21 protein-coding genes are annotated in these 23,189 nt (G+C 71.3%); 9 read left to right on the top strand and 12 right to left on the bottom strand.

Translation table 11 applies throughout. The features are described 5' to 3' along the window. From E7Z54_RS16560 to sigJ, 10 genes are all read right to left on the bottom strand, one after another. The coding region (locus tag E7Z54_RS16560; RefSeq protein ID WP_136435556.1) for a glycosyltransferase at positions 1 to 846 on the bottom strand (846 nt) is incomplete at its 3' end. Further along, on the bottom strand, positions 843 to 2,060 hold the full coding sequence (locus E7Z54_RS16555; RefSeq protein WP_136435554.1) for an O-antigen ligase family protein: 1,218 nt from the start codon (positions 2,058 to 2,060) through the stop codon (positions 843 to 845). The genes E7Z54_RS16555 and E7Z54_RS16560, both read right to left, overlap by 4 nt. Then, positions 2,057 to 3,580 carry a hypothetical protein gene (locus E7Z54_RS16550; RefSeq protein WP_136435552.1) on the bottom strand — a complete coding sequence of 508 codons (1,524 nt, stop codon included), beginning with the start codon at positions 3,578 to 3,580 and terminating at the stop codon, positions 2,057 to 2,059. The genes E7Z54_RS16555 and E7Z54_RS16550 overlap by 4 nt, the downstream gene beginning before the upstream one ends. Further along, entirely contained in the window at positions 3,577 to 5,160 is a 1,584-nt protein-coding gene (locus E7Z54_RS16545; RefSeq protein WP_136435550.1) for a hypothetical protein, read from the bottom strand. Before E7Z54_RS16545 ends, E7Z54_RS16550 begins: the two co-directional genes overlap by 4 nt. A 51-nt stretch (positions 5,161 to 5,211) precedes the next feature. Next, the gene (locus tag E7Z54_RS16540) at positions 5,212 to 7,308 is read right to left on the bottom strand and encodes an alginate lyase family protein (RefSeq protein ID WP_136435549.1); all 2,097 of its coding nucleotides are present in this window, start codon (positions 7,306 to 7,308) and stop codon (positions 5,212 to 5,214) included. Beyond that, positions 7,305 to 9,491 (bottom strand): bi-domain-containing oxidoreductase, encoded by a 2,187-nt coding sequence (locus tag E7Z54_RS16535; protein WP_136435547.1) that lies wholly within the window; start codon positions 9,489 to 9,491, stop codon positions 7,305 to 7,307. The genes E7Z54_RS16540 and E7Z54_RS16535 overlap by 4 nt, the downstream gene beginning before the upstream one ends. Then, positions 9,488 to 11,419 (bottom strand): asparagine synthase (glutamine-hydrolyzing), encoded by a 1,932-nt coding sequence (gene asnB, locus E7Z54_RS16530; RefSeq protein WP_136435545.1) that lies wholly within the window; start codon positions 11,417 to 11,419, stop codon positions 9,488 to 9,490. The genes E7Z54_RS16535 and asnB overlap by 4 nt, the downstream gene beginning before the upstream one ends. A gap of 7 nt (positions 11,420 to 11,426) precedes the next feature. Beyond that, a complete protein-coding gene (locus tag E7Z54_RS16525; RefSeq protein WP_206056314.1) occupies positions 11,427 to 12,662 on the bottom strand; it encodes a glycosyltransferase family 4 protein in 1,236 nt (411 codons plus the stop codon). Next, on the bottom strand, positions 12,659 to 13,999 hold the full coding sequence (locus E7Z54_RS16520) for a nucleotide sugar dehydrogenase (protein WP_136435541.1): 1,341 nt from the start codon (positions 13,997 to 13,999) through the stop codon (positions 12,659 to 12,661). The genes E7Z54_RS16525 and E7Z54_RS16520 overlap by 4 nt, the downstream gene beginning before the upstream one ends. 171 nt (positions 14,000 to 14,170) lie before the next feature. Further along, a complete protein-coding gene (gene sigJ / locus E7Z54_RS16515; RefSeq protein WP_346763554.1) occupies positions 14,171 to 15,082 on the bottom strand; it encodes an RNA polymerase sigma factor SigJ in 912 nt (303 codons plus the stop codon). A 174-nt stretch (positions 15,083 to 15,256) separates the two neighbouring features. Here sigJ and E7Z54_RS16510 point away from each other — a divergent pair, with 174 nt between their 5' ends. The 4 genes from E7Z54_RS16510 (at position 15,257) to E7Z54_RS16495 (ending at position 17,750) form a co-directional block, all read left to right on the top strand. Next, positions 15,257 to 15,796 (top strand): flavodoxin domain-containing protein, encoded by a 540-nt coding sequence (locus E7Z54_RS16510; RefSeq protein WP_206056312.1) that lies wholly within the window; start codon positions 15,257 to 15,259, stop codon positions 15,794 to 15,796. Positions 15,797 to 15,861: 65 nt separating this feature from the next. Further along, a complete protein-coding gene (locus E7Z54_RS16505; RefSeq protein WP_136435537.1) occupies positions 15,862 to 16,368 on the top strand; it encodes a GNAT family N-acetyltransferase in 507 nt (168 codons plus the stop codon). Positions 16,369 to 16,470: 102 nt separating this feature from the next. Then, positions 16,471 to 17,274 carry an ArsR/SmtB family transcription factor gene (locus tag E7Z54_RS16500; protein WP_136435535.1) on the top strand — a complete coding sequence of 268 codons (804 nt, stop codon included), beginning with the start codon at positions 16,471 to 16,473 and terminating at the stop codon, positions 17,272 to 17,274. 86 nt (positions 17,275 to 17,360) lie between these two features. Beyond that, a complete protein-coding gene (locus E7Z54_RS16495) occupies positions 17,361 to 17,750 on the top strand; it encodes a hypothetical protein (protein ID WP_136435533.1) in 390 nt (129 codons plus the stop codon). Between the two features lie 84 nt (positions 17,751 to 17,834). Here E7Z54_RS16495 and E7Z54_RS16490 read toward each other — a convergent pair whose 3' ends face one another. Together E7Z54_RS16490 and E7Z54_RS16485 are read right to left on the bottom strand one after the other, a co-directional pair. Next, positions 17,835 to 18,719 carry a homocysteine S-methyltransferase family protein gene (locus E7Z54_RS16490; RefSeq protein ID WP_136435531.1) on the bottom strand — a complete coding sequence of 295 codons (885 nt, stop codon included), beginning with the start codon at positions 18,717 to 18,719 and terminating at the stop codon, positions 17,835 to 17,837. After that, positions 18,716 to 19,009 carry a virulence factor gene (locus E7Z54_RS16485; RefSeq protein ID WP_136435529.1) on the bottom strand — a complete coding sequence of 98 codons (294 nt, stop codon included), beginning with the start codon at positions 19,007 to 19,009 and terminating at the stop codon, positions 18,716 to 18,718. Before E7Z54_RS16485 ends, E7Z54_RS16490 begins: the two co-directional genes overlap by 4 nt. Positions 19,010 to 19,151: 142 nt before the next feature. On the opposite strand from E7Z54_RS16485, the gene E7Z54_RS16480 reads away from it, so the two are divergent. From E7Z54_RS16480 to E7Z54_RS16460, 5 genes are all read left to right on the top strand, one after another. Then, on the top strand, positions 19,152 to 19,628 hold the full coding sequence (locus E7Z54_RS16480) for a GNAT family N-acetyltransferase (RefSeq protein ID WP_346763553.1): 477 nt from the start codon (positions 19,152 to 19,154) through the stop codon (positions 19,626 to 19,628). Between the two features lie 192 nt (positions 19,629 to 19,820). Next, positions 19,821 to 20,345: a GNAT family N-acetyltransferase gene (locus E7Z54_RS16475; protein WP_168798379.1), complete on the top strand. Its 525-nt coding sequence runs from the start codon at positions 19,821 to 19,823 to the stop codon at positions 20,343 to 20,345. A 169-nt stretch (positions 20,346 to 20,514) separates the two neighbouring features. Then, the gene (locus tag E7Z54_RS16470; protein ID WP_136435524.1) at positions 20,515 to 21,732 is read left to right on the top strand and encodes an MFS transporter; all 1,218 of its coding nucleotides are present in this window, start codon (positions 20,515 to 20,517) and stop codon (positions 21,730 to 21,732) included. A 98-nt stretch (positions 21,733 to 21,830) separates the two neighbouring features. Beyond that, on the top strand, positions 21,831 to 22,454 hold the full coding sequence (locus tag E7Z54_RS16465) for a GyrI-like domain-containing protein (protein ID WP_136435522.1): 624 nt from the start codon (positions 21,831 to 21,833) through the stop codon (positions 22,452 to 22,454). Between the two features lie 133 nt (positions 22,455 to 22,587). After that, positions 22,588 to 23,109, top strand: coding sequence for a pyridoxamine 5'-phosphate oxidase family protein (locus tag E7Z54_RS16460; protein WP_136435521.1), 522 nt, complete (start codon positions 22,588 to 22,590; stop codon positions 23,107 to 23,109). Positions 23,110 to 23,189 lie beyond the last annotated feature (80 nt).

Raw genomic sequence — 23,189 nt, 5'->3', positions numbered from 1 at the left:
CCGGGCCGCTGCCGGCGCCAGCCGGCCGGTCAGCACGACGGACGGCCGCGTCGCCGCCCAGGCGCGTACCCGCTCCTCGAGCGGGCCACTTCCGACGACCAGCAGCCGGGGGTCCCGGACGCCGCGTGCGAGAAGCAGGTCCCATGCCTGCATCAGGAGCTCGACGCCCTTCGTAGGCGTGAGACGTCCGGAGAAGACGACGCCGCGCCGCGGTCCTGCCGCAGCGGGATCGGCCGGGATCACGAAGTTGTGCTTCACGAAGGTGCGGTCCGCCGGCAGCCCCAGCGACCCCATCAGATCGCGCTGGGCGGACGAGATGAAGACATACGCCGACACCAGGTCGCGCCAGCTCGGACGGTTGACCAGCGTGCCGACGGCGACCGGGAGCGTCGCGAGCCGGGAGTCGCGGTAGCAGCCGTGCGCGAGTGCGGGGACGACCGCTCCGCCGATGCAGTCGTGGCAGACCCGGCCGTCCCGGAAGAACGCCGAGGGGCAGAGGAGGTTGTAGTTGTGGATCGTCGCGACGACAGGAACGCCCCCCGCGGCGCAGGCGTGCAGCACCGACGGGCTGAGCATCGGGAAGGTGTTGTGGACGTGGACGACGTCGGGGCGGAACCGGTCGAGGACCCGGCCGAGCTCGCGATGCACGGCTGGGTTCCGGATGCTCGTCAGACCGAGTCTCGCCTTGCGGCCGACAGACCATTCCGCGACGTCGTCGCTCGACCGCTGGTAGAGCTCGACCTGGTGGCCAGCGCCGGCCAGCAGCGCGCGCTCCTGGTCGGCGACGAGGTTCTCACCGGACGGCTCGGTGGCCCGGTAGCGGCTGTGCGCGATCAGGATCCTCATGTCACTCCTCGCGGGTCGGAGGGTCGCACTCGGCGCGACGGGGCGACCAGGGCCGCCGCCACGACGAGGTCGAGGAGGTAGGGCGAGGCGGTGCTCAGACCGGTCTCGGTGATGGAGGCGACCATGCAGTAGACGATCAGGAACAGTGCGACCGCGCGCTGCGGGCGTGGCGGATAGGTGATCGCGCGCAGCAGGATCGTGATCAGCGCGACGGCGATCACGGAGACGCCGAACCAGCCCTGGTCGAGGTAGGTGGCGACCCAGTTGCTGTCGATCGCCAGCCCGTTGAACGACTGGTCCGACATGCCCCGGCCGAAGAGCCGCTCCCGTAGGGGCCGGTCGAGGGCCATCACCTGCGCCCACACGTCGGTGCGACCGGTCAGCCGGCCGGCGTCCTCCGCTGTCTGCCCCCGCAGCACCCAGGCCGTCAGCTCGGTGGCGAAGACGGTGGCGGCCAGCACCGCGAACGCTGCGACCACCGCACTCGTCCGCCGCACCCGCACGTGCCGGAAGAAGAGGCTCGCCCCGGCGAAGACCAGCCCGATGACGGCGGCGAGCAGGGCGGTGCGGGTGTGGGTCGCGACGAGTGTGATGCTGCTGAGCCCGATGGCGACCATCGCGTCGCGGCCGCCGATGACCCGGCACATCCACAGGACCGTCGACGTGCCGAGCAGGATCGCCGCGTAGTGGGCGACCTGGGTCGGCGGGATCGGCCACAGCACGCCGGAGAGGCGGCCCTGGAAGGAGAAGGCGAGGCCCGGCGCCACCAGTGCGCCGAGCAGAACCAGGCCGAGCACGACGAAATGGCACTGCCGGTGGCAGCGGAGCAGCTCCATCTGACGGCTGCCCAGCCACGGGGTCAGCAGCCACACCACCCCGAGGAAGAGGAGCAGCCGGCAGGCGCGGAACGTCGAGCTCAGCAGGAACTCGTTGTGGAGGCTGGTCATCAGGGTGACCACCGCCAGGACGGTCAGCAGCACGAGGAAGACGTCCGGCCGAAGGGTGGCGCGCCGGTTGAGGATCAGCGCCAGCAGCGCGGCGAGGAGCAGCGCGCCCTGGGTCACCAACTGGCCCAGCGACTCCGGGATCGGCACCAGGATCACCGATCCCGCGAACGCCAGGACGTTGAGGAAGAGGGCTGCCCAGGTCAGCCGGAGGAGCCCCGGGACCGGCGCCGCCTCGGTGGTCCGGCGCGGAAGGGCGGAAACGGTCATGACGTCGCCCGCACCGCCTCGGGCTCGGCCGGTTCGGCCCTCCGTCCGAGACTCTCGTCGGTTCGGTCGGTGCCAACCAGGAGCGCCCCGCGGAGCTCGAGCGCCGCGGTCCGGACGAGGTCCCCCAGGCTGCCCAGGCGCTCGGCCCCGGTCCTGCCGGCAGTGACGAGCATGACGATGTCGGTCGACCAGCTGGCGAGCTCGTCGATCCCCGCGTCAAGCTCCAGCGGCGCGAGTGTGAGAACGACGGCGGCCTCCAGCCAGGCCGTCTCGGTGATCTCGTCCAGGTCGGCGCCGGCCCGGCCGCGGAGCGGCCCCCGGGTGAGCTCCGGAAAGGGTCCCTCCGGCCGGAACACCAGTGGGACAGACGCGGCGCCGCGGGCCCGAACCCGGTCGACGGCGGCCGACATGCCTCCCTCGGCGCTCAGGTCCACCACCAGGACCGAGCGACCCGGGGCCGCCAGCCCGGCCGCGGCCTCCGCCACGACGTCGGGGGCCCAGCGAGCCTCGTCGACCGTCGCCACCGCGAGGTCGACCCGACCGCTGTCGTCGAGGTCACGGCAGACTGACTGGATCCCCGCTGCCAGCACGGTCCGGCCCCGGTCGACCGGCCGCTGACCGCGCACCCGCGGGACGGTGCACACCACCACGGTCTCCAGCGCCTCCGCGATGTCCGCGCGGCGGCGCAGCCGGGTGGACAGCAGCGTAGGCACGAGGACGACGGCGATGCCGGTCCCCAACCCGCCGATGAGGCCACTGGCACCGGCCAGAGCGAGCCTCTTGCGGGTCCCGGCGGAGAGGGCCCGCGCCGGGTCGAGGACATGGCTGGCGCGGATCACCGACGTGGTGCCGATCTGCGACTCCTCGATGCCCTGTTGAAGCGTCGTGATCTGGGACGTCACCTGTGAGCGCAGCGCGAGGACGTCACCGGCCTGGGCTCGCTCGTCCGGGGTGCCGAGGCTGAGCCGGGTGTACTGCTGGCTGAGGCTGTGCACCTGCTGCTCGAGGGCGTCGATCCGCTCCTGGTAGCCCTGTTGGAGGGCCTCCGCCTGCGAGCTGAGCTGGTCCCCGCGGAAGGACAGGTAGCGCGCGGAGAGCACCTTCACGATCTTCAGGGCGAGCCCGTCGACGCTCGACTGCACCGTCAGCTCGAGCACCGTCGAGGTGACCGGTGTCGCCGTGATCGCGTCCTGGAACTGGGAAGGCGTCATCGACAGATGCAGCTCCGAGGTCACCTGCTCGGCTATCGTGCGGGTCCGCAGCATGCTCAGGTCGGTGGCCATCGCGGAGAGCGGGTCCACGCCGGTCGGGTGGGCGAGCAGGAGCGTGACCGAAGCCCGCTCGAGCGCCGGCACCGTCGTGGCCCAAGCGATGCCGAGGAGCAGTCCCGCAGAGGCCAGCGCGATCCAGGTCCGCCAGCAGCGCCGCAACGTCGCCAGTACCTGGCGCAGGCTCGTGACCGGTCCCGGCGGCGTATCGGGCTCGAAGTCGTCGACTGGCGCGTCGATGCGCCAGTTCATCGGTAGCCCTTCGAGGAGCCGGAGCGCGTGATCGGCACAGCCGCCAGGCGCGTCGGCAGTCCCGGCGGCAGGAGTCCCGGCGGCGCGCCGCCGACGCCCACCCGCCCGGTGGTCCGGTCGAGGTCGTCGGGGTCGGCGACGATGACGCCGTCGATCCGCATCTGCTGGTCGTCCATCAGCACCGCCGCGCGGGCGAGCTCCTGCGCCGTTGCGAAGCCCGACGCGACCGCGACGAGTGTGGTGGCTCGGCCGTCGGGGATGTCGACCTGTGCCGCGACCAGGTCGTCGGCGACCGGGCGCTTGCGGTCGACGACGACAAGGATGACCGTGAGCTCGGCGTCACCCGGCTCAGCTCCCAGCAGCAGGCCCTCGCGTCGGTTTGACGCGCTCCCTGTCTCGCGGCCGGCAGCCGCACGCAGCGCTGCCGCCGACTCGTCCCGCCCATGAATGACCAGTCGAGTCGCCACGCCGGTCGTGGCGGCGTACGACGCCAGCTGCGGCGCCATCGCGAGCGCACCCTCGTCCTCGGTGAGCGTGATGACGATGACCGACGCCCGTGCCGACGTGACCGCCGAGCCGGCCCCGCTCCCGAAGGAGGGCGCGGGATGCACGCGGTGCAGGATGCGGCGCAGGGCCCACGCGTCGACGGTGTCGGGGGCGTAGGAGGCCAGCAGCCGGCGCCACGCCGAGACCGAGCGCGGCCGACGGGCACGGACCGACGTCACCACCGAGCAGCCCAGAGCGTCGGCGATGTCGTCACGGCTCCGCAGGCGCCGGTCGCGGCGGCCCGCGACGGCAAGGACGAGCCCGGTCAGGAGGACCCCTGCGAAGAGACCACCGGCGCCGAACAGCCCGTATCGCATGGGCGCGCTGAGGGACGTTGCCGGCGTGGCGCTCTCGATCACGCGCGCGGCGCGCACGCCCTGGCCCTCCAGGAGCTGGCTCTTGACCGAGTCCAGCTGGAGGACCAGGTTCGCCTGCTGCGCGGTCAGCTCGGCGAGCGCGGCAGCGTCGGCGCGACCCGCAGGGGATGTCGGGGAAACCGTGGCCGCGCGCCGGCTGGTCGTCTCGATCTCTGCGCTGACGGCGTCGAGGGAATCCTTGAGCGTCTGCCGCCGCTCGACCAGCGCGGTGCTGCGAGCGCGGGTGAGCGATCCCGCCGAGCCGTTGGAGTACGCCACCTCCGCCTTGGCGAGTTCCTTCGCCAGGGCCTCGGCCTGCGCGGGCGATTCGGCCCTCACCCGGAAAGCGATGACATCGTCGCTCGGCGCCTCGACCGACACCATGTCCTCGGCCTGCGCCGGGGTCAGCTGCGGGCTGACCGCTCGGCCGGCTGGGCCGAGCACCACGTCGCTGGAGGCGATCTCGATCTCGGTGTCGCGGTCTCGGTCGCCGGCTTCCTCGGACTCGGCGGGTGCGATCGGCAGCAGGACCTGGCTGGTGCTCGTGTAGTAGGGCGGCACGACCTGCGCCAGTCCCACTCCGGCGGCGGCGCCGAGCAGGCCGGCCAGCCCCATCAGCAGCCGATGGCGGGTCCAGGCGGCCAGCGCCGAGCGCAGATCGACTGCCTGCTCAGCCATGGTTCACCCTCCTCCGGCTCGTCGCGGGCCGGTTGTCGAGCGACTGTCCGATCATGTACGTCTCCCTCCCCCTGAGGTGGCGTGGATGCTCGTCGCTGACCCGGCCGGGGCGCGGCGGACCGTGGCGAAGGCCAGACTCGTGGTCAGCTCGCACGCCCCGTGGACGACGCCGGCGCCGACGAGGACCGTGGTGGGCACCTTGGCGCCGAACCTGGGCGAGTACCACCCCAGCGGCGGGTCGACCTCGCCCCGATGGGCGGACCAGGTGATCCCGTCGGCCAGCAGAAGGGTCGCCTGGCCGCCCGGCCAGACGAGCGCCGCAGAGCGCGAGTCCGTGGCGTCGAGCAGCCGCACGTCCGGGCCGAGGTGCAGCATCAGCCGGAAGCGGTGGGGGCGCCCGTCCCGGGTGGTGAGCGCGTCGACGAGAGTCAGCCAGCGGTCCTCGGGGGAGAGGGTGACACTGCGCGCGTGACGTACGCCCGGATACCCGTCGTGATGCGCTATCCAGGTCCGGACCGCGCCGTCCCGCCTGATCACGGCGTCGACGGTGCTGCCTGCGCTCCGGCTCCATAGGAAGGGGCCACCCGGGGTCGACTGGTCCTGCCCGTCGACCTCGACGGTGTTGTGGCCGGCGGTCGAGCGGAAGTACGACCGCCAGGCGCCCTCGCCGTGGTAGCAGTACGTGCCCGGGTCGGCCAGCACGTCGACGCCACCCGCCCGCACCTCCACCGACAGGGCGTCGGCATGCGCGTGCGCCGCCATCGACCCGAACCCGTGCGGCCCGCCGTCGCAGCGCACCCAGATCTCCGGCTCGCCCGCCGCCGGGTCGGTCCGCAGCAGCGTCAGGCCCGCATCGGGGAACGTGTCCGGCCGCGGCGAGCGCACGCGCGACGTGGGTCGAGGCCCGGCCCGGCGTGGGTCGGGTCGCGAGCGCCCGAGGGCTTCGATCGCGACGGAGAGGACTGTCGGCGTGGTCGCGGGCCACCATGGGAGCGGACCGGCGTAGACCGCCCCCGCGGCCAGCAGCCCGCCCCAGGCCTCTTCGTGTCCACCGCCGTCGAGGACGAGGGCCCGGCCCTCGTCGCCGTCGCCTTGGCGCGGTGGCCGGCCGATGGCGTCGGGCAGCGCCGCTGCGACGTCGACCGAGGCGGCCAGCAGCGATCGGGTCGCCTCGTCCAACGGGTGACCTGCCGCGTCCGCCTCTGCCGCGGCGACCAGCCCGAGCTCGGTGACGAAGCGGTGGTAGTCGGTCGCGAGCTCGCGGTTCAGCCCACACTCGAACGTGTTGTCCTGCAGGGCGCGGGCGAGCCGCCGCGCCGCGTCGGCCCGCCAGGCGTCGCTCTCGGCGAACCACGGGAACGCGCACGCTGCGACCAGCCGGCCGGCCTGTTCGGCGACCAGGTGGTTGTTCCCCGACGAGCCGGTGCTGCGGAGGGCGGACAGCCAGCGTTGGTGCCACCACAGCTGGCGCAGTGCCAGGTCGCTGTCCTCGAAGAAGAGGCGGACCGGTGCCCAGCCGTCGAGCAGGCGGCGCACCCATGCCCAGCTGACCAGCCGAACGCCCAGCTCGATGCCGCTGGTCCAGTGGATCCCGGAGAGGTACGGGTTTGCCCGCATCCAGCTGTGCAGCTGCGAGGCGGCCGCGGCGGCGTACCGCTGGTCGCCGGTGAGCCACCAGGCCGCGGCGAGCACCGTGAGGTGGTGGTGGCGGGAGAGCTCCCAGACCTGCTTCACATTGCCCACGACGGCCTCGTCGCGGTGGTTGACATAGAAGCAGTACCGGTCCTGGGGTGCCCGGCGCCCGGTCACCGGGTCGAGGAACCAGTCCGGGTCGGCGCTGTCAGGGCGTACGACGCCGAGCGTCTCCCAGGTCCCGGCGAGGATCGCGTCGGCGGCCGCGGTGACCGCCACGCGGGCGGCCTCGGGCACGCGCTGCTCGGCTCCCTTCGGCAGGGGCACGGGCGGCAGCAGGACCGGCCGGGTGCTGTGGGGTCGAACGATGGGGCGTGTGTCCAGCTCGCAGGGATGCACCTGGAGAGCCCCCCAGGCGACGTGACGGCTCGTGTCGGCGACCCGGGTGGCGATCTCGGCGGCGCTCATCCGGGCGAGCCGGCGCGCGTACCAGCCGGGCCCCCTCGCGGCGGTCATGTCACGCCCGTCTCGCTGGGGCGGGGGAGACCGCCCGCGAGGGTCGCTCGGGTGGTCGCGACCAGGGAGCCGAGCGGGACGGGCATCGGCGCATCGGTGCGCACTGCGGTGAGGAACGCTGCCAGCTGTGTCGACTGCCCCTTGTCCTGGCCGAGCAGGCTGCGATGCACGGTTCTGGTGCGACCCCGCCAGACGCTGGCGCGCACGAAGTTGTCCAGTCGGGCGCTGCAGCCGCCGCCGGTGACGTCCAGGGTCTCCTTCGGGAACCTTCCGCTCCCGGTCGTCAGGTAGCTGATGATGCCGACCGACCCGTCGGGGTACTCCAGGGTGACATGTCGGTTGTCGCCGCTCCCGGCCGCGGAGACGGTTGCCGGATCGGCCCCGACGAGGTGGCTGACGGTGTCGACGAAGTGTCCACCCTCGCCGACCCAGCGACTGCCCTCCCTTCCGGCATCGAGGTACCAACTGCCGTCCTTGAGCGTGCCGGCGTTGACGAGGTAGCGGATGTGCAGGGGGCTGCCGCCGCGGTTCGCGAAGCCCTCGCGCAGGTGGCCGAGCAGCGGTGCGAAGCGTCGGTTGAAGCCGACCATCAGGCGGTCGTTCCCGGTGCGGGCGACCGTCGCGAGGACCCGGTCGACCTCGTCGTAGGTCAGGGCGAGGGGCTTCTCCACGTACACCGCCTTGCCCGCCTCGAGCGCCCGGCAGACGAGGTCGGCGTGCGAGTGGTGCCGGGTGACGACGAAGATCGCGGCCACTGCCGGGTCGGTCAGCACGTCCTCCAGGTCGGTGCTGACCCGTCGGAAGCCGAAGCTGCGTTGGGCGTTGGCGGCACTGAGCGACCGGGTGGTCGCGACCGTGCGCAGGTCTGCCGTCGCGTCCCGCGCCAGATGGGGCAGGAGCATGGAGGAGGCATAGCTGCCGGCACCGACGAAGCCGATGCCGACGCGCCCGTCAGGCCCCATCGGCCGGGGGCGCCTGCCCGTGCCGCCGGTGTGGGGTCCCTCTGCGGCACGAGCAGGCTGGTCCGGTCGTGCCGAGGGGTAGTCGAACAGGATCCCGATCCCGGCAAGCTCGCCGGCCCGCAGCCGCTCGTAGACAGCGGCCGCGTCCGCGATCGGGTGGACGCCGTCGATCAGCGCGCCGACGTCGAGGGACCCGCCGGCGAGGAGGTCGAGGAAGCAGCCGAGGTTGCGCCGCTCAGTCCAGCGCACGTACCCGGCCGGATAGTCGACGCCGTCGAGCTCGTACCGGTCGTCGTACCGTCCGGGGCCGTAGGACCGCGAGAAGCGGACGTCGAGCTCCTTCTCGTAGTAGTCGGTCCACGGCAGTTCCAGCCTGGTCTTGCCGATGTCCACGACCCGGGCGCGGTCCCGTGCCAGGCGCACCGCCAGCTCCACCGGCCCGTTCGTCGAGCCGCCCGCGGCGAGGAACACGTGGTCGGCACCGCCGGCACCCCCGCCCACCGCGCCCCCGGTGAGATCGCCGAGCGTGCGTCGGAGCCGGTCGACGCCCTCGGCGTCGGGCCCGGCCGCGAGGACGGCGCCGGCCTTCTCCGCGAGCCGGCAGCGGTCGGCGACGGTGTCCACGCCGACCACCCGGACACCGGCGGCGACCAGCAGACGTACGACGAGCTGCCCGACGAGGCCGAGTCCGATCACGACGGCGGTCTCGCCGAGCTGCACCTCGCCGCGTCGTACGCCGTGCATCGCGATCGCGCCCACCGTGGCGAACGCGGCGTGCTCGGGGGCGACGCCCTCGGGCACGGGCACGCACAGGTTGGTCGGCACCCAGTTGACCTCGGCATGGAGCGCGAACTCGTTGCCGGCACACGCCACGACGTCGCCGACAGCGAACTCCTCGGCGCCCGCGCCGACCTCGACGACGACGCCGCACAGCGAGTAGCCGAGCGGGGTGTAGCTGTCGAGCCTCCCCATCGCCTTCCGGTAGGCCGCCGCCGGGCCCTGCTGAGCCATCGAGTCGAGCACCTTGCGCACCTGGTCGGGTCGTGCCTTCGCCTTGCCGACCAGGGACAGGCGGGCCTCGGAGACCTTCATCAGCTCGGTGCCGGTGGAGATCAGCGAGTAGAGCGTCCGCACCAGTACCCCGCCGGGAAGACAGGCCGGCTCGGGTACGTCGAGGACGGCCAGCTCGCCCGTCCTGTAGTTCTGCGCGACGTGCTTCATGCTGAGACCCCCGTGCTCCGGATCGAGCGGTACCAGTGCTCCAGCGACAGCAGCTGCCACAGCTGCTTGCTGGTGTCACGGCGGTTGGTGCGCTGGTCGGTGAGGAGCTGCTGCACAGATCCCGCGTTCAGGAACCCGGAGGCGACCAGCTCCCCTCCGACCAGCACGTCATCGAGCTGCTCACGCAGGTCGTGGGTGACCCACGCGCGCAGCGGGGCGCCGAACGACGCCTTGGGTCGGTCGACGATCTCGGCGGGCAGCCACCTGCGGCCGACGTCCTTGAGCGCCGCCTTCTGCGTGCGCCCGCGGATCTTGTCCCGTCCGCCCAGCGCGAAGGCGGCCGCGAAGACGTCGCGGTCCACGAACGGCACCCGAACCTCGGTGGAGGCAGCCATGCTCGCCCGGTCGGTGTAGGTGAGGTTGAGACCCTGCATGAACAGCCGGGCGTCGGCCAGGCACATCCGGTTCACGTGCTGGTCGGGGCCGTCGAAGGCGGCGGGATGGTCGTCGTAGGTCGCCGCGTGCTCCGCCAGCAGGTCATCGATGGTCGCCGTCAGGGAGGGGTCGAGCAGCGCGCCCAGCTCGCCGGCGTCGTACAGCGTGTAGGAGCGGCGGAAGGCCTCCTCCTCGCCGAGCTCGGCGAAGGAGCAGAACCGCTGTCCCCACCGCACGGTGCGCAGCCCGCGCCCGCCGATCGCGACGGGCAGCGCACCGGCCGTGCGCCGCACCGCATGGCGTAGCGGGCGGGGCGTGTTTCGGTACCTCCTCGCGATGAGGCAGGCCAGGTGCTTGCGGTAGCCGCCGAACAGCTCGTCGGCCCCCATCCCGGACAGCAGTACCTTCACGCCGGCGGCGCGGGCGGCCTCGCACAGCAGCAGGGTGTTGATGGCGGCCGGGTCGCCGACCGGCTCGTCGAGCACCTCCGCCATCCGCGGCAGCATCTCGACGACGTCGGGTTGCAGCTCGATCTCGTGCAGCCGGATGCCGAGGTGGGCGGCGAGTCGGCGGGCGTAGTAGGCGTCGTCCGGCATCGCCTCCAGGCGCTGGTCGACCGCGCGGAACGCGATCGTGTATGCCGCGATCCCGGGGTCCTGCCGGTGGGCGAGCGCGGTGATGATGCTCGAGTCGAGGCCGCCGGACAGGAACGTCGCGACCGGGACGTCCGCGACCAGGTGGGCAGTGACCGACTCCTCGATGACGGTGGCTAGGCCGGGACGGGCTGACCCGTCACCGGCGGAGGCCTCCGCCGCGACCGCCACCGGATCCCAGAACGTGCCCCCGACCGTGGTGCCGTCTGAACGGTAGGTGCGCCAGGTGCCGGCGGGGAGCTGGTGGACCCCTGCGAGGCCACAGTGGCCCGGCGGCACCCAGTAGTAGAGCGCCGAGGCCACCATGGCGGCCGGGTCGACGCGCAGCTCCTCGCCGAGGGCCCTTGCGAGAGCCTTGAGCTCGGAGGCGAAGACCACGCCGTCGCCACGCGGCAGGACGTAGAGCGGCTTGATCCCGAGGCCGTCCCGCGCCAGGGTGAGCGAGCCGGCGTCCTCGTCGTACACGGCGAGCGCGAACATTCCCCGGAAGCGCTCCAGGCAGGCAGCGCCCCACCGCCGCCACGCCTCGAGGACCACCTCGGTGTCGGAGCCGGTCGTGAACCGCGCCCCGGACGACTCCAGCTCGCTCCGTAGCTCGCGGAAGTTGTAGAGCTCGCCGTTGTAGCTGAGTGTCAGCCCGCCGCGGGCGAACGGTTGGTCTGCGCCCGCGCTCGGGTCGATGATCGACAGCCGACGGTGCCCGAGCACCACCGCGACGCTGGGCGTCACATGCTCCACCACTCCGTGCGTGTCCGGCCCGCGATGCGCGAGCCGGTCGGTCATCACCGAGACGATCTGCTTGCCGTCCTGCTGCTGGAACGCGCCCGCTACTCCGCACACGGACCTTTCACCTCGTTCCCGAGCCGGTGTCCGGCGTCCGGCCGGCGAGCTCGTCGAAGACCCGGAGGTAGGCCGGTGCCTGGTGCTCCCAGGCCAGCTCCGTCTCCACGCGCTGGCGTCCGCGCTTGCCCATCAGGGCACGCTCCTCCGGCTCGTCGATGAGCGCCAGGATCGCCTCGGCGTAAGCGTTGACCGGATCGGCCGAGCGAGGATCGGCATAGATCGCCGCGTCGCCGGCCGAGAGCCGCGTCTCGACGAGTTCGTAGGCGACGACGGGCAGCGCGAAGGCGAGGTACTCCATCGTCTTGTTCATCGTGGACACGTCGTTCAGCGGGTTGAGCGGGTCGGGGGAGAGGCCGACATCGGCGGTCGAGAGCACCTCCGCGAGGTAGGCGTCGCTGACCCGTCCCGGCATGTGCACGGCGTCCCGCAGTCCCCGAGCGTCCCGCTCCGCGACGAGCGCGGCATGGCAGTCGCCGGACCCCATCAGCTCGAAGGCGAGGTCGGTCCGCCCGAGGGTGTGGACGATGTGGTCGGCCGCGGCGAGGACCACGTCGACCCCGTCCTGGGGTCCCATCACCCCGACGTACGCCGCCAGGTGGGTGCGGCCACGGCGCAGCTCCGGTCGAGGGGCGACCGGGCGGAGGTGCTGGGGGTCGGGCCCGGTGCGGACGACGGTCACGTGGTTCGGCCGCTTCCCGCCGCGCTCGCGTGCCACCGCGGCGTAGGACTCGTTGGTCGCGACGACTCGGTCGGCGGTGCGGAAGGTGGCCCGCTCCAGCGCCTCGAGCCCACGCAGCGGCAGTCTCGCCCCCTCCGGGAAACGGGACCGATAGAGCTCCGGGCACAGGTCGTGGTGGTCGAACACGAAGCGGGTCCCATCCTCCCACCTCAGCCAGCGCGCGATCGGCCAGAAGATGTCAGGGGGGTTGCACGCCTGCATCACGTCGAACTGCCCCGACCGGCGTGCCCGGCGGACGAGACGCGCGGTGGCCAGGAAGGACCAGGCGTACTCGAGGACGAAGCCCGCCGCACCGCCGCCGGGGGCGTATGGCGGGTACGCGAGCACGGTGACCCCGTCGAGTACCTGCCGGCCGCGGCCGGTGCCGTGCCCGGTCGGGCAGACGACGGTGACGTCGTAGCCGTGGTCGCGCAGCGTCTGGGCCTCGAGCCACACGCGACGGTCGAAGGGCACCGGGAGGTTCTGGACGAGGATGAGGACCCGGCTTCTCCGACCGCTCACCAGCCCACCCCCGCATAGCCGGCGAGCTGCTCGACCTCGGCGCCGAGCCGGCCGACGAGGTCGATCACGTGAGGGGGCGGAGCGGCGAGCAGGGCGCTCTGTGCCTCCGGGTCGGTGGACGACACCAGCGCGAGTCCGGCACCGTCGAGGGCTTCCTCGGGCGTGGCCGACAGGATCCGGTCGAGGTGGGGGAGTCGCCGCTGCACGTGCCTCCGGTTGGCGCCGACCAGCCGCTCGGGATTGATGATCGGGTCCCAGATCCGCACGTCGAAGCCCTTGCCGAGGAGTCGCTCGGCGACCTCGACGTAAGGGCTCTCGCGCAGGTCGTCGGTGTCCGGCTTGAAGCTCAGCCCGAGCAGCGCAACCGTGCGTGCATCGGTCCCGACCACGCGCTCGACGACGTCCTGCACCACCAGGTCGTTGGTGAGGACGGCGCCGGCGAGCAGCGGGGTGTCCACCCCGGTCGCGCGAGCGAGGTACTGCAGCGAGCGCACGTCCTTCGGCAGGCAGCTGCCGCCGTACGCGAAGCCGGGACGGAGGTAGCTCGCCGCGATGTTCAGCTTGTGGTCGGCGCAGAAGACCTTCATCACCTCACGGCTGTCGACGCCGTACCCGCGGAAGACCCGAGCCAGCTCGTTGGCGAAGGACACCTTGGTGGCGTGGAACGCGTTGCAGGCGTACTTGAGAGCCTCCGCCGTCGGCACGCTCACCTGGTGGAAGTCGACCGTGCCGCCGTCGGGCGCGTGGTCGGCGAGGAAGGCGAACAGCTCCTCCACCTGGGCGCGCGTCCGTGCGTCTCCCGTGCCGACGACCACGTACGGCGGGGCGAAGAAGTCACGGACGGCGCAGCCCTCGCGGAGGAACTCCGGCACCATCGCCGTGCCGACGCTCCAGCCCGGGACGTCGTCGGCGAACACCGGAGCGACCCGGTCGGCGCCCGTGCCGGGCGGGACCGTGGATCGGACGACGACCGAGTGGTGTCCGCCGCGCGGGGGCGCCGCGCTCCGCATCGCTTCCCGGATGTCGGCGAGGACCCGGTCGAGGTAGCAGAGCTCGGTCCGACCATGCTGTCCGGAAGGGGTCCCCACGCAGATCAGCGACAGGTCCGCCTGCTTCATCGCAACGGCCACCGAGGTGGTCGCCCACAGCCTCCGGTTCGCGACGCCGTGGGCGACCAGCTCGTCGAGCCCGGGCTCGACGACCGGGCTGCGGCCCTCGTTGAGCGTCCGCACCTTGCTCTCGTCCACGTCGACGCCGACCACGTCGTGCCCGCATCGGGCGAGCCCAGCGGAGGTCACCGTGCCTACGTAGCCCAGACCGAAAACTGCGACCTTCATGGTTGCCTCCACGTGGCATTCGTCCGAAGGCATCAGGCTCGCCTGCAGGGCTGCTCGAAGCCGGCCGCTTCGAGCCCTATCCCCTCTATTGGGGATCGGTGCCGCGGGCCCGGCGGTCGACAAGGAGACCCGGCGTCGACCGTCACTGTCTGCCCGGTGACCTCCGAGCTCTCACGCCCTGGCCCAGGACCGCAGCTTCTCGGGGTTCCGCACCGACCAGATCCGCCCGATCAGGTCGCCCGCGAACTCGAACGCCATCACGGCGACGGTGACGCCGTCGACCTGCGTCACCAGTCCCGGCTGCCCATTGACCGTCCGCATCAGCGTCGTGACGTCGGACGCCTTCGCGGCGACCTCGACGAGCATGCGGGCGACGTCCTCACGTCCTTCCACCGGGCGCAGGTAGGCGCTGGCGAGTCCGCCACCGTCGGCGATCGCGGTGACACTCGGATCGAGGAGACCGATCAGGGCGTCGACGTCCCGAGCGTCCCACGCCTGCTTGAACTGCCGGACGAGCTCGGACTGCGCGGGCGCGCTCGGAGCCGCACGCCGCGAACGAAGGCGTCGCCGGCCGGATGACGCGAGCTGGCGACAGGCGGCCGGCGTACGACCCACGATCTCCGCGATCTCGCCGAACGAGTAGCCGAAGACGTCATGGAGGATCAGGGCCACGCGCTCGGCGGGAGTCAGCGAGTCGAGAACGACCAGGAAGGCCATGCTGACCGACTCGTCGAGCGTGACCCGGTCGGCCGGATCAGCCCGGGTGCCGGACGACCGCACGCTGGACCACTCCGCGCCGTCGGGCAGCGGCTCGGGGAGCCATTCGCCGACGTAGCGCTCGCGTCGGGCGCGGGCCGAGCCGAGCAGGTCGAGACAGATGCGACTGGCGACCGTCATCAGCCAGCCCCCGGGCGAGCTCACCGCCGCCTGCTGAGCAGAGGTCAGCGCGTACCACCGGGCGTACGTCTCCTGGACGACGTCCTCGGCGTCGGCCAGGGAGCCGAGGAGCCGGTAGGCGAGGTTCGTCAGCTGGCGCCGTTCGCCCGTCACGGGGTCCAGGGTCGGGTCGGTCGGGGCAGCCACTGGATCAGGCTGGCTGTTCATGTTGACGCTGCTCCTTTCCGCCTCCGATCACCTGTACGACGAGGCAGTGGGCACGGGTGTGAGGTCCCGCCGGCTCCTCACGTTCCCACCGGCTGCGTCGTCGTACTACCGGAACACCGGCACCTATCCCGATGGAACCCGAAGGAGACGAACGTGACCGTCGAACCAGTGAACGTAGCCGTCATCTACCACAGCGTGACCGGCACCCTGCAGACCCTGGCCGAAGCCGTCGCCGAGGGCGCGGAGAAGGCCGGGGCCGTGGTGCGCCTACGCGCGGTGGCCGAGGCCAGCCTGGACGACCTCGACTGGGCGGACGTGGTCCTGTTCGGAGCTCCGACGCGATTCGGCAACCCCGCCAGCGAGCTGCGGGCGTTCATCGAGACCACAGGCCGCCTGTGGCGGGACGGCAAGCTCGCGGACAAGGTCTACTCGGCCTTCACCGCCAGCAGCACCCGCCACGGGGGACAGGAGTCGACGCTGCTGGCGCTCGGCAACACCTTCTATCACTGGGGCGGCATCATCGTCCCGCCCGGCTACACCGACCCGGTGCAGTTCCAGTCGGGGAACCCGTACGGCACCTCCCACGTCACTGGCGACGGCGCGCCCGGCGACGTGGTCCTCGAAGCGGCGCGGCACCAGGCGCGACGGACCGTCGACATCGCGGCCCTCCTGAAGGCCGGCCGCGCGGCCTGAGCCGAAGCGGGTCGAGGGCAGATCCGTACCCTGACCTTCGTGACGCTCGGCGATTCAGGCTCGGCATGATCCGCGAACGACGACCGGAGGACCTCGATCGGCTGTGCGCCGTCCTGGCCGCCATGGATGAGTCCGCACCGCTGCTGGCCGGGAGAGACCCGAGGGAGTGGCTCGAGGAGTCCGACGCTGAGCTGTCGTGGGTCTTCGACATGGCACCGGTCAGGGTGACCCCGACGAAGAACGTCGTCGGGCACGTGCAGGTCTACCGCGTCGACGAGCGGGACCCCTTGACGTCGTACTGGGTCGACCACTCCCGTAGGCCCGCCGGCGACCTACTGGCGGTCGGAAGGCTCTTCGTGAGGCCCGACACCTACGAACACGGCATCGGACGGTACTTGCTGCAGGAGTCCGTCACGTACATCCGGAGTCAGGGAAAGGTCCCGGTCCTGGACCTGCACCAGAACGCGCCCTTCCCCAAGACCTTCTACGAGAGGCGCGGCTTCGAGGAGATCTCCACAGGGGACCCTGGGGTCGCTGTGATGATCCACGCGACGCCGGCCGCCGCGCACTGAGCGTGGTCGGAAGGCGGGGGAGTCGCCGCGAACCGGGGGTCGACCTGAGGAGCGAGGGCCAAACGGGTTGCATATGCAGGTAATTACCTGCATATTAGTCCCATGACCCCGCAGCAGGACGCCCTCGACCGGGTGTTCAAGGCACTGGCCGACCCGAGTCGGCGCCTGCTGCTCGACCGACTCCGTCAGGAGAACGGGCAGACGCTCACCCAGCTCTGCAGCACGCTCGAGATGGCGCGCCAGTCGGCGACCCAGCACCTCGATCTGCTGGCGCAGGCTGACCTCGTCGTCGTCGTACGCCGTGGGCGGGAGCGCCTGCACTACCTCAATCCCGCCCCGATCCACGAGATCGGGGAACGCTGGATCGCGGCGTACGACGCGCCCCGTCTGGCAGCCCTGAGCACCATCCGAGACCGAGCAGAGGAGACCGCCATGACCGAGACCGCCACGACCGTCCCGACGTACGTCTACGTCACCTACATCCGAGCCAGCGCCGAGCAGGTGTGGAAGGCGCTCACCGACGCCGACCTGACCGCTCAGTACTGGCACCACGCCAATGTGTCCGACTGGCAGGTGGGTTCCCCCTGGGAGCACCGCCGGGTCGACGGCTCCGGCGTCGACGTCGTGGGCACGGTGCTCGAGGCGGAGCCGCCGACCCGGCTCAGCGTCACCTTCGAGGACTCGCCGCACGAGGAGCGCGCCAACGGGCCGTCAGTCGTGACCTTCCTGATCGAGCCCCACGCCGACGTCGTCCGACTGACCGTCACCCACGAGAACCTGCCCAACATGGAGATGCACAACGGCATCTCGAGCGGCTGGCCGGCCGTGCTCGCCAACCTCAAGTCGCTGCTGGAGACCGGCGAGGTGCTGCCGTCGGGCCTGTGGGAGATGCCCTCGGCGACGTGATGACCCGCGTCCCCTTCAGCGGACGCTGCCGGCGGGGGAGGAGCCCCCGACGAGTCCGCACACCAACCCCCGACAGGAGTCCGCACATGAGTACGTCGCGATCGACCGGCGCGCCAGTCCAGGAACCGCAGCACGCGACGGTCGTGGATCCCGATGCGCACCACGTCCTGTTCGAGAACGAACACGTCCGCGTGATCCGGGCCCGCGCCGCCCACGGCTGGGAGAGCGCGATGCATTCGCACCGGCCCATGGTGGTGGTCAACCTCGGCGCCGGGCGACAGAAGGTGACCTGGACGGATGGGACGACGCAGCTCGTGGACCTCGACCCAGGTGCAGTGGTGTGGCAGGACGCGGCCTTCGCTCACTCCTGGGAGCTGCTGGCCGGCGAGGTGAACGTCGTCCTCGTGGAGGTCAAGTCGGCAGACGCCCGGACCAGCGTGAGCGCGGGAGCGGTCGACTCCGCCTCGGCTCACTAAAGAAATGGAACGCCGCTCGGCCCGAATCAGGGGAGTGGGCGGAGCTGCGGCAAATCACGGCGCAGCCCAGGTCGCCTGATCGGTTCAGACTGGAGCCAGTTCGGCGCCCATCGCGGCGATGTGCGCCGGCGTTGAGCCGCAGCAGCCGCCGACCAAGTCGACACCGAGCGCGGCCAGCCGGGTCGCGTGTGCTGCCAGGTCGCCGGGGCTGGCGTCGTACTCGAAGTGGTCGCCGACCACCTGGGGGAGTCCCGCGTTCGACTGGGCGACCAGGAGCAGGTCGCCGGTGCGGGCCTGCACCATCTCCGCGGCGATGAGCTCCATCTCCTCCGGACCGCGACCGCAGTTGGCACCCACGGCGTCGGCACCTGCCGCGGCCAGGTGCGCCACCGCGTCGCCGGGGCGGACGCCCATCATGGTGCGCAGGTTGGTGTCGAAGCTCATCGTGACCACGACCGGAAGATCGGGCGCGACCTCACGCGCCGCGGCGATAGCCGCGTCAGCCTCACCGAGGTCGCTCAGGGTCTCGACCAGCACCAGGTCGATCCCACCCTCGACCAGCCCAGTGAGCTGTTCGGCGAACAGCGCCTGCGCCTCCTCGGGCGCCAGCGTCCCGAGCGGGGCCAGCAGCTCGCCGGTCGGGCCGAGGTCGCCGGCGACGAGCAGTCCACGCTCGTCCGCCACCGATCGCGCGAGCTGCGCTGCCGTCCGGTTCACCTCACCGACGCGGTCACCGAGCCCGTGCATGTCCAGACGCGGCCGCGTGCCGCCGAAGGTGTTGGTGGTCAGCAGCCGTGCACCCACCTGGGCATACGCCGCGTGCGCCGCGCGGATCGCCTCCGGGTTCTCCAGATTCCACAGCTCACCAGGCGCGCCGTCCTCAAGGCCGCTGTCTTGGAGCAACGTGCCCATGGCACCGTCCAGCAGGACCGGACGATGCGTGCCCAGCAACGTCGCGAGCCGGTTCATCGGCCCAGCCCATCGAGGTAGTCGGCGATCCTGTCGGCGGGCCACTCCGCATCGAGCTCGGCCGCGACCCGGTCGAGCACCTCGGCCGGCGAACCGTCGGCCGCCGCCCACGGCGACCGTTCCCAGCCCGCGAGGTAGGTGTCGGCCCCGGTGTCGCCGAGCCGCATCGCTGCCTCATCGATCGCCTCCTGGAACCGCGGTGCGAGCTCTGACTTCACGATCTCGTCGCCTGCCCGGGCCGCGACCATCGACGGAAGCTCGCGCCACCGGGTCACCTGGTACTCAGTCATGCGTCGGAGACTAGGTCGATAGCCGGGTCGGTGCGGAATCGTCCGGCGAGTGAACACCTACGCAGCTCCCCGGACCAGTCCCTGTTCACGAACCGGTGGGCACGGGAGTCGATGAGCCAGGAAGAGCTCCGTCTCCCGTACCGTGCCTCTCGTGCTGCCGGCCGCTACGCCTCGGCTCCGGTTTCGAGAGATGACCGAGGCAGACTTCTCTGACATCGCGACCCTGGACCTCGGCGGCTCCCGCGGGCCGGCGGGCTGGCTCGAGTGGAACCGTCGGAACTACGCCGAACACGGGTTCGGACTCTGGATCATTGAGTCCCACTCGGGCGTGTTCGTCGGCGACTGCGGTCTGACAATGCAGGAGGTTGAGGGAAAGTGGTTCGTCGAGGCCGGCTGGCACGTCCGCTCGGACCGCCGACGCCAGGGCTACGCCGCCGAGGCAGCCGCCGCTGTGTGTGACGGGGCCCGGGACGCCGGCGTTGAACACCTGATCGCGATCATCCGGCCGGACAATGTGGCCTCGCAGGGCGTAGCGGCGAAGATCGGCATGGTGCTCGAGCACGAGGTCCACAAGAACGGCGGCCCCGCCCTGGTCTTCGGCGTCAACCTCGCCCGCTGAGAGCCGCAGGCGCTGGTGGCCCGCGTTTCGACTCGTCGGGGTTATTCGCCGATAAGTGACATTATGTCAGACCGAGGTCTGCGTTTCGCCTCTTGGTCGCCCCCTGCGTAGCGCTCACACCGCGCTCTCATGGCCCGAGAAGCGGACGTACATGAAGTGCTGGCGTGGATGCGTCACGAGTACATTGCCGAGGTGCCCCGGCAGCCCGTTCGCCTACTGACCGAACGGTTGTCGCTGCAGCAACCGGCTGAGGCTGATGCCGTAGCGATCCTCGGAATCCTGTCGAATCCGTCGGTCGTCCAGCACAACCCGTCAGATCTGGTGACGGAGCTCGAGGACGTCGAGACGCTGGTGAGGCACTGGCTGGGACATTGGGAGCGACACGGGTTCGGAAACTGTTGCGTCTTCGAAGAGAAGACTGGTCGACTGGTTGGCAACTGCGGTGTCCGGTGGATGACGATCCACGGAGGCCGCGTACTCAACCTCATGTACCGCTTTCATCCCTCGACCTGGGGACGTGGCTACGCCACGGAAGCCGCCGCCGCCCTGTTGCATTGGACGCAGGAGTCGCTCCCTGCCGAACTCGTGGTCGCCCGCGTTCGCCCCACGAACCTAGCCAGTCAAAGGGTCGCCACAAAGATCGGCTTGCGACGAGACCCCGCCTTCGACGACCAGGGCGAGGATGGCGTCGACTGGGCGTTCACCGACCGCGCGTAAGCGCGGCGGGTGAGCACCGTCCGCCAGCGCGATTTTCTGCCGCGTTGAGGGAGCATCGGCTGAGCAGGCTCGCTCACCACCCGGCCGGCGTCGGACACAACCGGAAGAGTCATCCGACGGGCTCAAATGCGGTGGTCGCGTGTCGGCGCCGCTCCGTAGCCTGTAGCACGTGTCCACCACTGAGCGCGCCAAGGTTGCCGTCGCCACCGTCTTCGTCCTGAACGGCCTCGCGTTCGCCTCGTGGGTGTCGCGGGTGCCGGCGATCAGGGACGGCCTCGACCTCACCCCGGGCCAGGTCGGCCTGCTGCTGCTCTGCCTGTCCGCCGGCACGGTGGTCGCGCTCCCCCTGTCCGGCGCCGTCGTGTCGCGCATCGGGCCGGCGCGCACCATCCTGCTCACGTGCCTGCTGGCTGCGGGCGGTCTTAGTGTGATGGCGGCCGGGCTCGCGGCCACCGCCATCCCCGTGGTCGGGGTCGGCATGCTCGTCTACGGGATGGGCACGTCCGCCTGGGACGTTGCAATGAATGTCGAGGGCGCCGACGTCGAGCGGCAGCTGGACCGCACCCTCATGCCCCGCTTCCACGCGGGCTTCAGCGCCGGCACGGTGATGGGCGCTCTCCTCGGGGCCGGCTGCGCGCACTTCGACATCGGCCTGCCGGCGCAGCTGGTCGGCACAGCCGTGGTGGTGCTGGCTGCCGTGCCCGTGGCCGTCCGGTCCTTCACCCCGGTCGAGATCGAGGACCCCGACGCCGAGCGCTCCCCCAGCGTGCTCACCGCCTGGCGAGAGCCGCGCACCCTGATGATCGGCCTCGTCGTCCTCGCCTTCGCCCTGTGTGAGGGCATTGCCAACGACTGGGTGGCGCTGGCGCTCGTCGACGGGTACGACGCCGGGGAGTCCCTGGCTGCGGCTGGGTTCGCGGTGTTCGTGACCGCCATGACCCTCGGCCGAATCTTCGGCGGGGCCGTCGTCGAGCGGCTCGGGCGGGTCGCCACGCTGCGCATCACCGGCGTGCTGGTGGCTCTCGGCGTCGCCGGCGTGGTCTGGTCCCCCGGCCTTCCTGGCGCTCTGGCGGCAGCCGCGCTGTGGGGCGTCGGGGCGTCTCTCGGCTTCCCGCTCGGCATGAGCGCGGCCGCCGACGACGAACGGCGTTCGGCGGGACGGGTCGCGGTGGTGAGCTCGATCGGCTACACCGCCTTCCTCGGCGGGCCGCCGCTCGTCGGGCTGCTGGCCGACAGCCTCGGCGTGCGCCGCGCGATCGTGGTGGCGGCGATCGCCGGACTGGCGGGCGCCCTCGTGGCCCGCGCCACCGCCCCGCAGCGGGTGGCCACGGTTCCCAGCAGTCGCGGTGACGATCATGCGCATGCCGTCCCCGGCCGTGATGGGTAGCCGACCGGTGGCGCGCTCGGCGATGCTCGGCATGGCGGGCGGCCTCACGGCCCTAGCCACAGCCACGAAGTGATGCCCATCGAACGACCAGCAGGCGGATGAGATTGAAGACGGACTTCAAGAAGACCCTCGACTCGTATCGCGCGCGCCACCGCGAGTTCCGGATCGTCGACGTACCTCCGCTGCAGTACCTGATGATCGACGGCCGCGGCGATCCGAACGTCTCGACGGAGTACGCCGATGCCATCTCCTCGCTCTACCCCGTCGCCTACAAGCTCAAGTTCGCGAGCAAGCAGGATTTCGGCAAGGACTACGTCGTGATGCCGTTGGAGGCCCTGTGGTGGGCGTCGGACATGGCGGCATTCACCTCAGCGCGGGACAAGTCCCAGTGGTGCTGGACGGCGATGATCATGGTCCCGGACTGGATCACGAGCGCTATGTTCGACGACGCGGTCACCAAGGCAGCGGCCTCGAAGAAGCGGGCGCCCGGCCTGGAGAGGATCCGGTTGGACACGCTCCGAGAAGGGCAGTGCGTGCAAACCCTTCACATCGGGTCCTACGACGACGAGGCCGAGGTGCTCGCCGACCTCCACGACGACTTCATCCCCACGTCCGGACTGCGGATGACCGGCAGGCACCACGAGATCTATCTCAGTGACGCCCGGAAGGTCGAGCCTTCGAAGCTGCGAACGATTCTGCGCCAGCCGGTCGAGCGCGCCTGACGCCTGCAGACGCACACGGACCGTCCTCGGCCCGACGGCAAGCGCTACGGCCGTTTGTCCACGAACCGGCGACGGTGGATCATCGCTCGTGCGCAGACGGGCAGTTCGCCCAGATCGTCGACAGGAGATCCCGGTGCCGCTCACCAACCCATGGCTCGTCGGCCCCGCTCCGGATCGACAGCTGCCGCGCGAGGAGCTAGAGGACCGGATCCTGAACCTGCTCTCGACGCAGAACATGGCCGTCGTCGCCACCATCAACGCCGACGGCTCGCCCTCCGCGACGCCCGTGCGGTATTTCAGCCTCGGTCTCGAGATCTTCTACAGCAGCTGGAACGAGTCGAGGAAGTCCCGCAACCTGGTGCGGGACCCCCGCATCTCTGCAGCGGTCTTCGCACCGCTCGTCGGCCAGGCGAGCAGCCGTGGAGCCCAGCTGTTCGGGACGGCTCGGACCCTCGAACGGAACGACCCCGTGGCCGACCGCTACTGGGAGGCGTTCCGGTGGCAGTCGGACCATGTCGAGCGGGGACGCCCCCTCGACGCCCCGCCGACCGATCCGATCACCATCGTCACCCCGACGAGGATCCTCTACACCGAGCACTGGCTCCGCCGGTCGGGCTACGCGCCCCGGCAGACCTGGCGTGCTGACCCCGGCTGACCGGCTGCCGCAGCCGTGCACGCCCGGGGGAACCCTCAGGGCTTTCCCCGATGCGCCCGGTGCGCGCCCACACCTAGCGT

The sequence above is a fragment of the Nocardioides sp. genome (assembly GCF_004803405.1).
GTDB lineage: Bacteria > Actinomycetota > Actinomycetes > Propionibacteriales > Nocardioidaceae > Nocardioides > Nocardioides vastitatis.
This window is presented reverse-complemented; position numbering and strand designations above follow the sequence as displayed.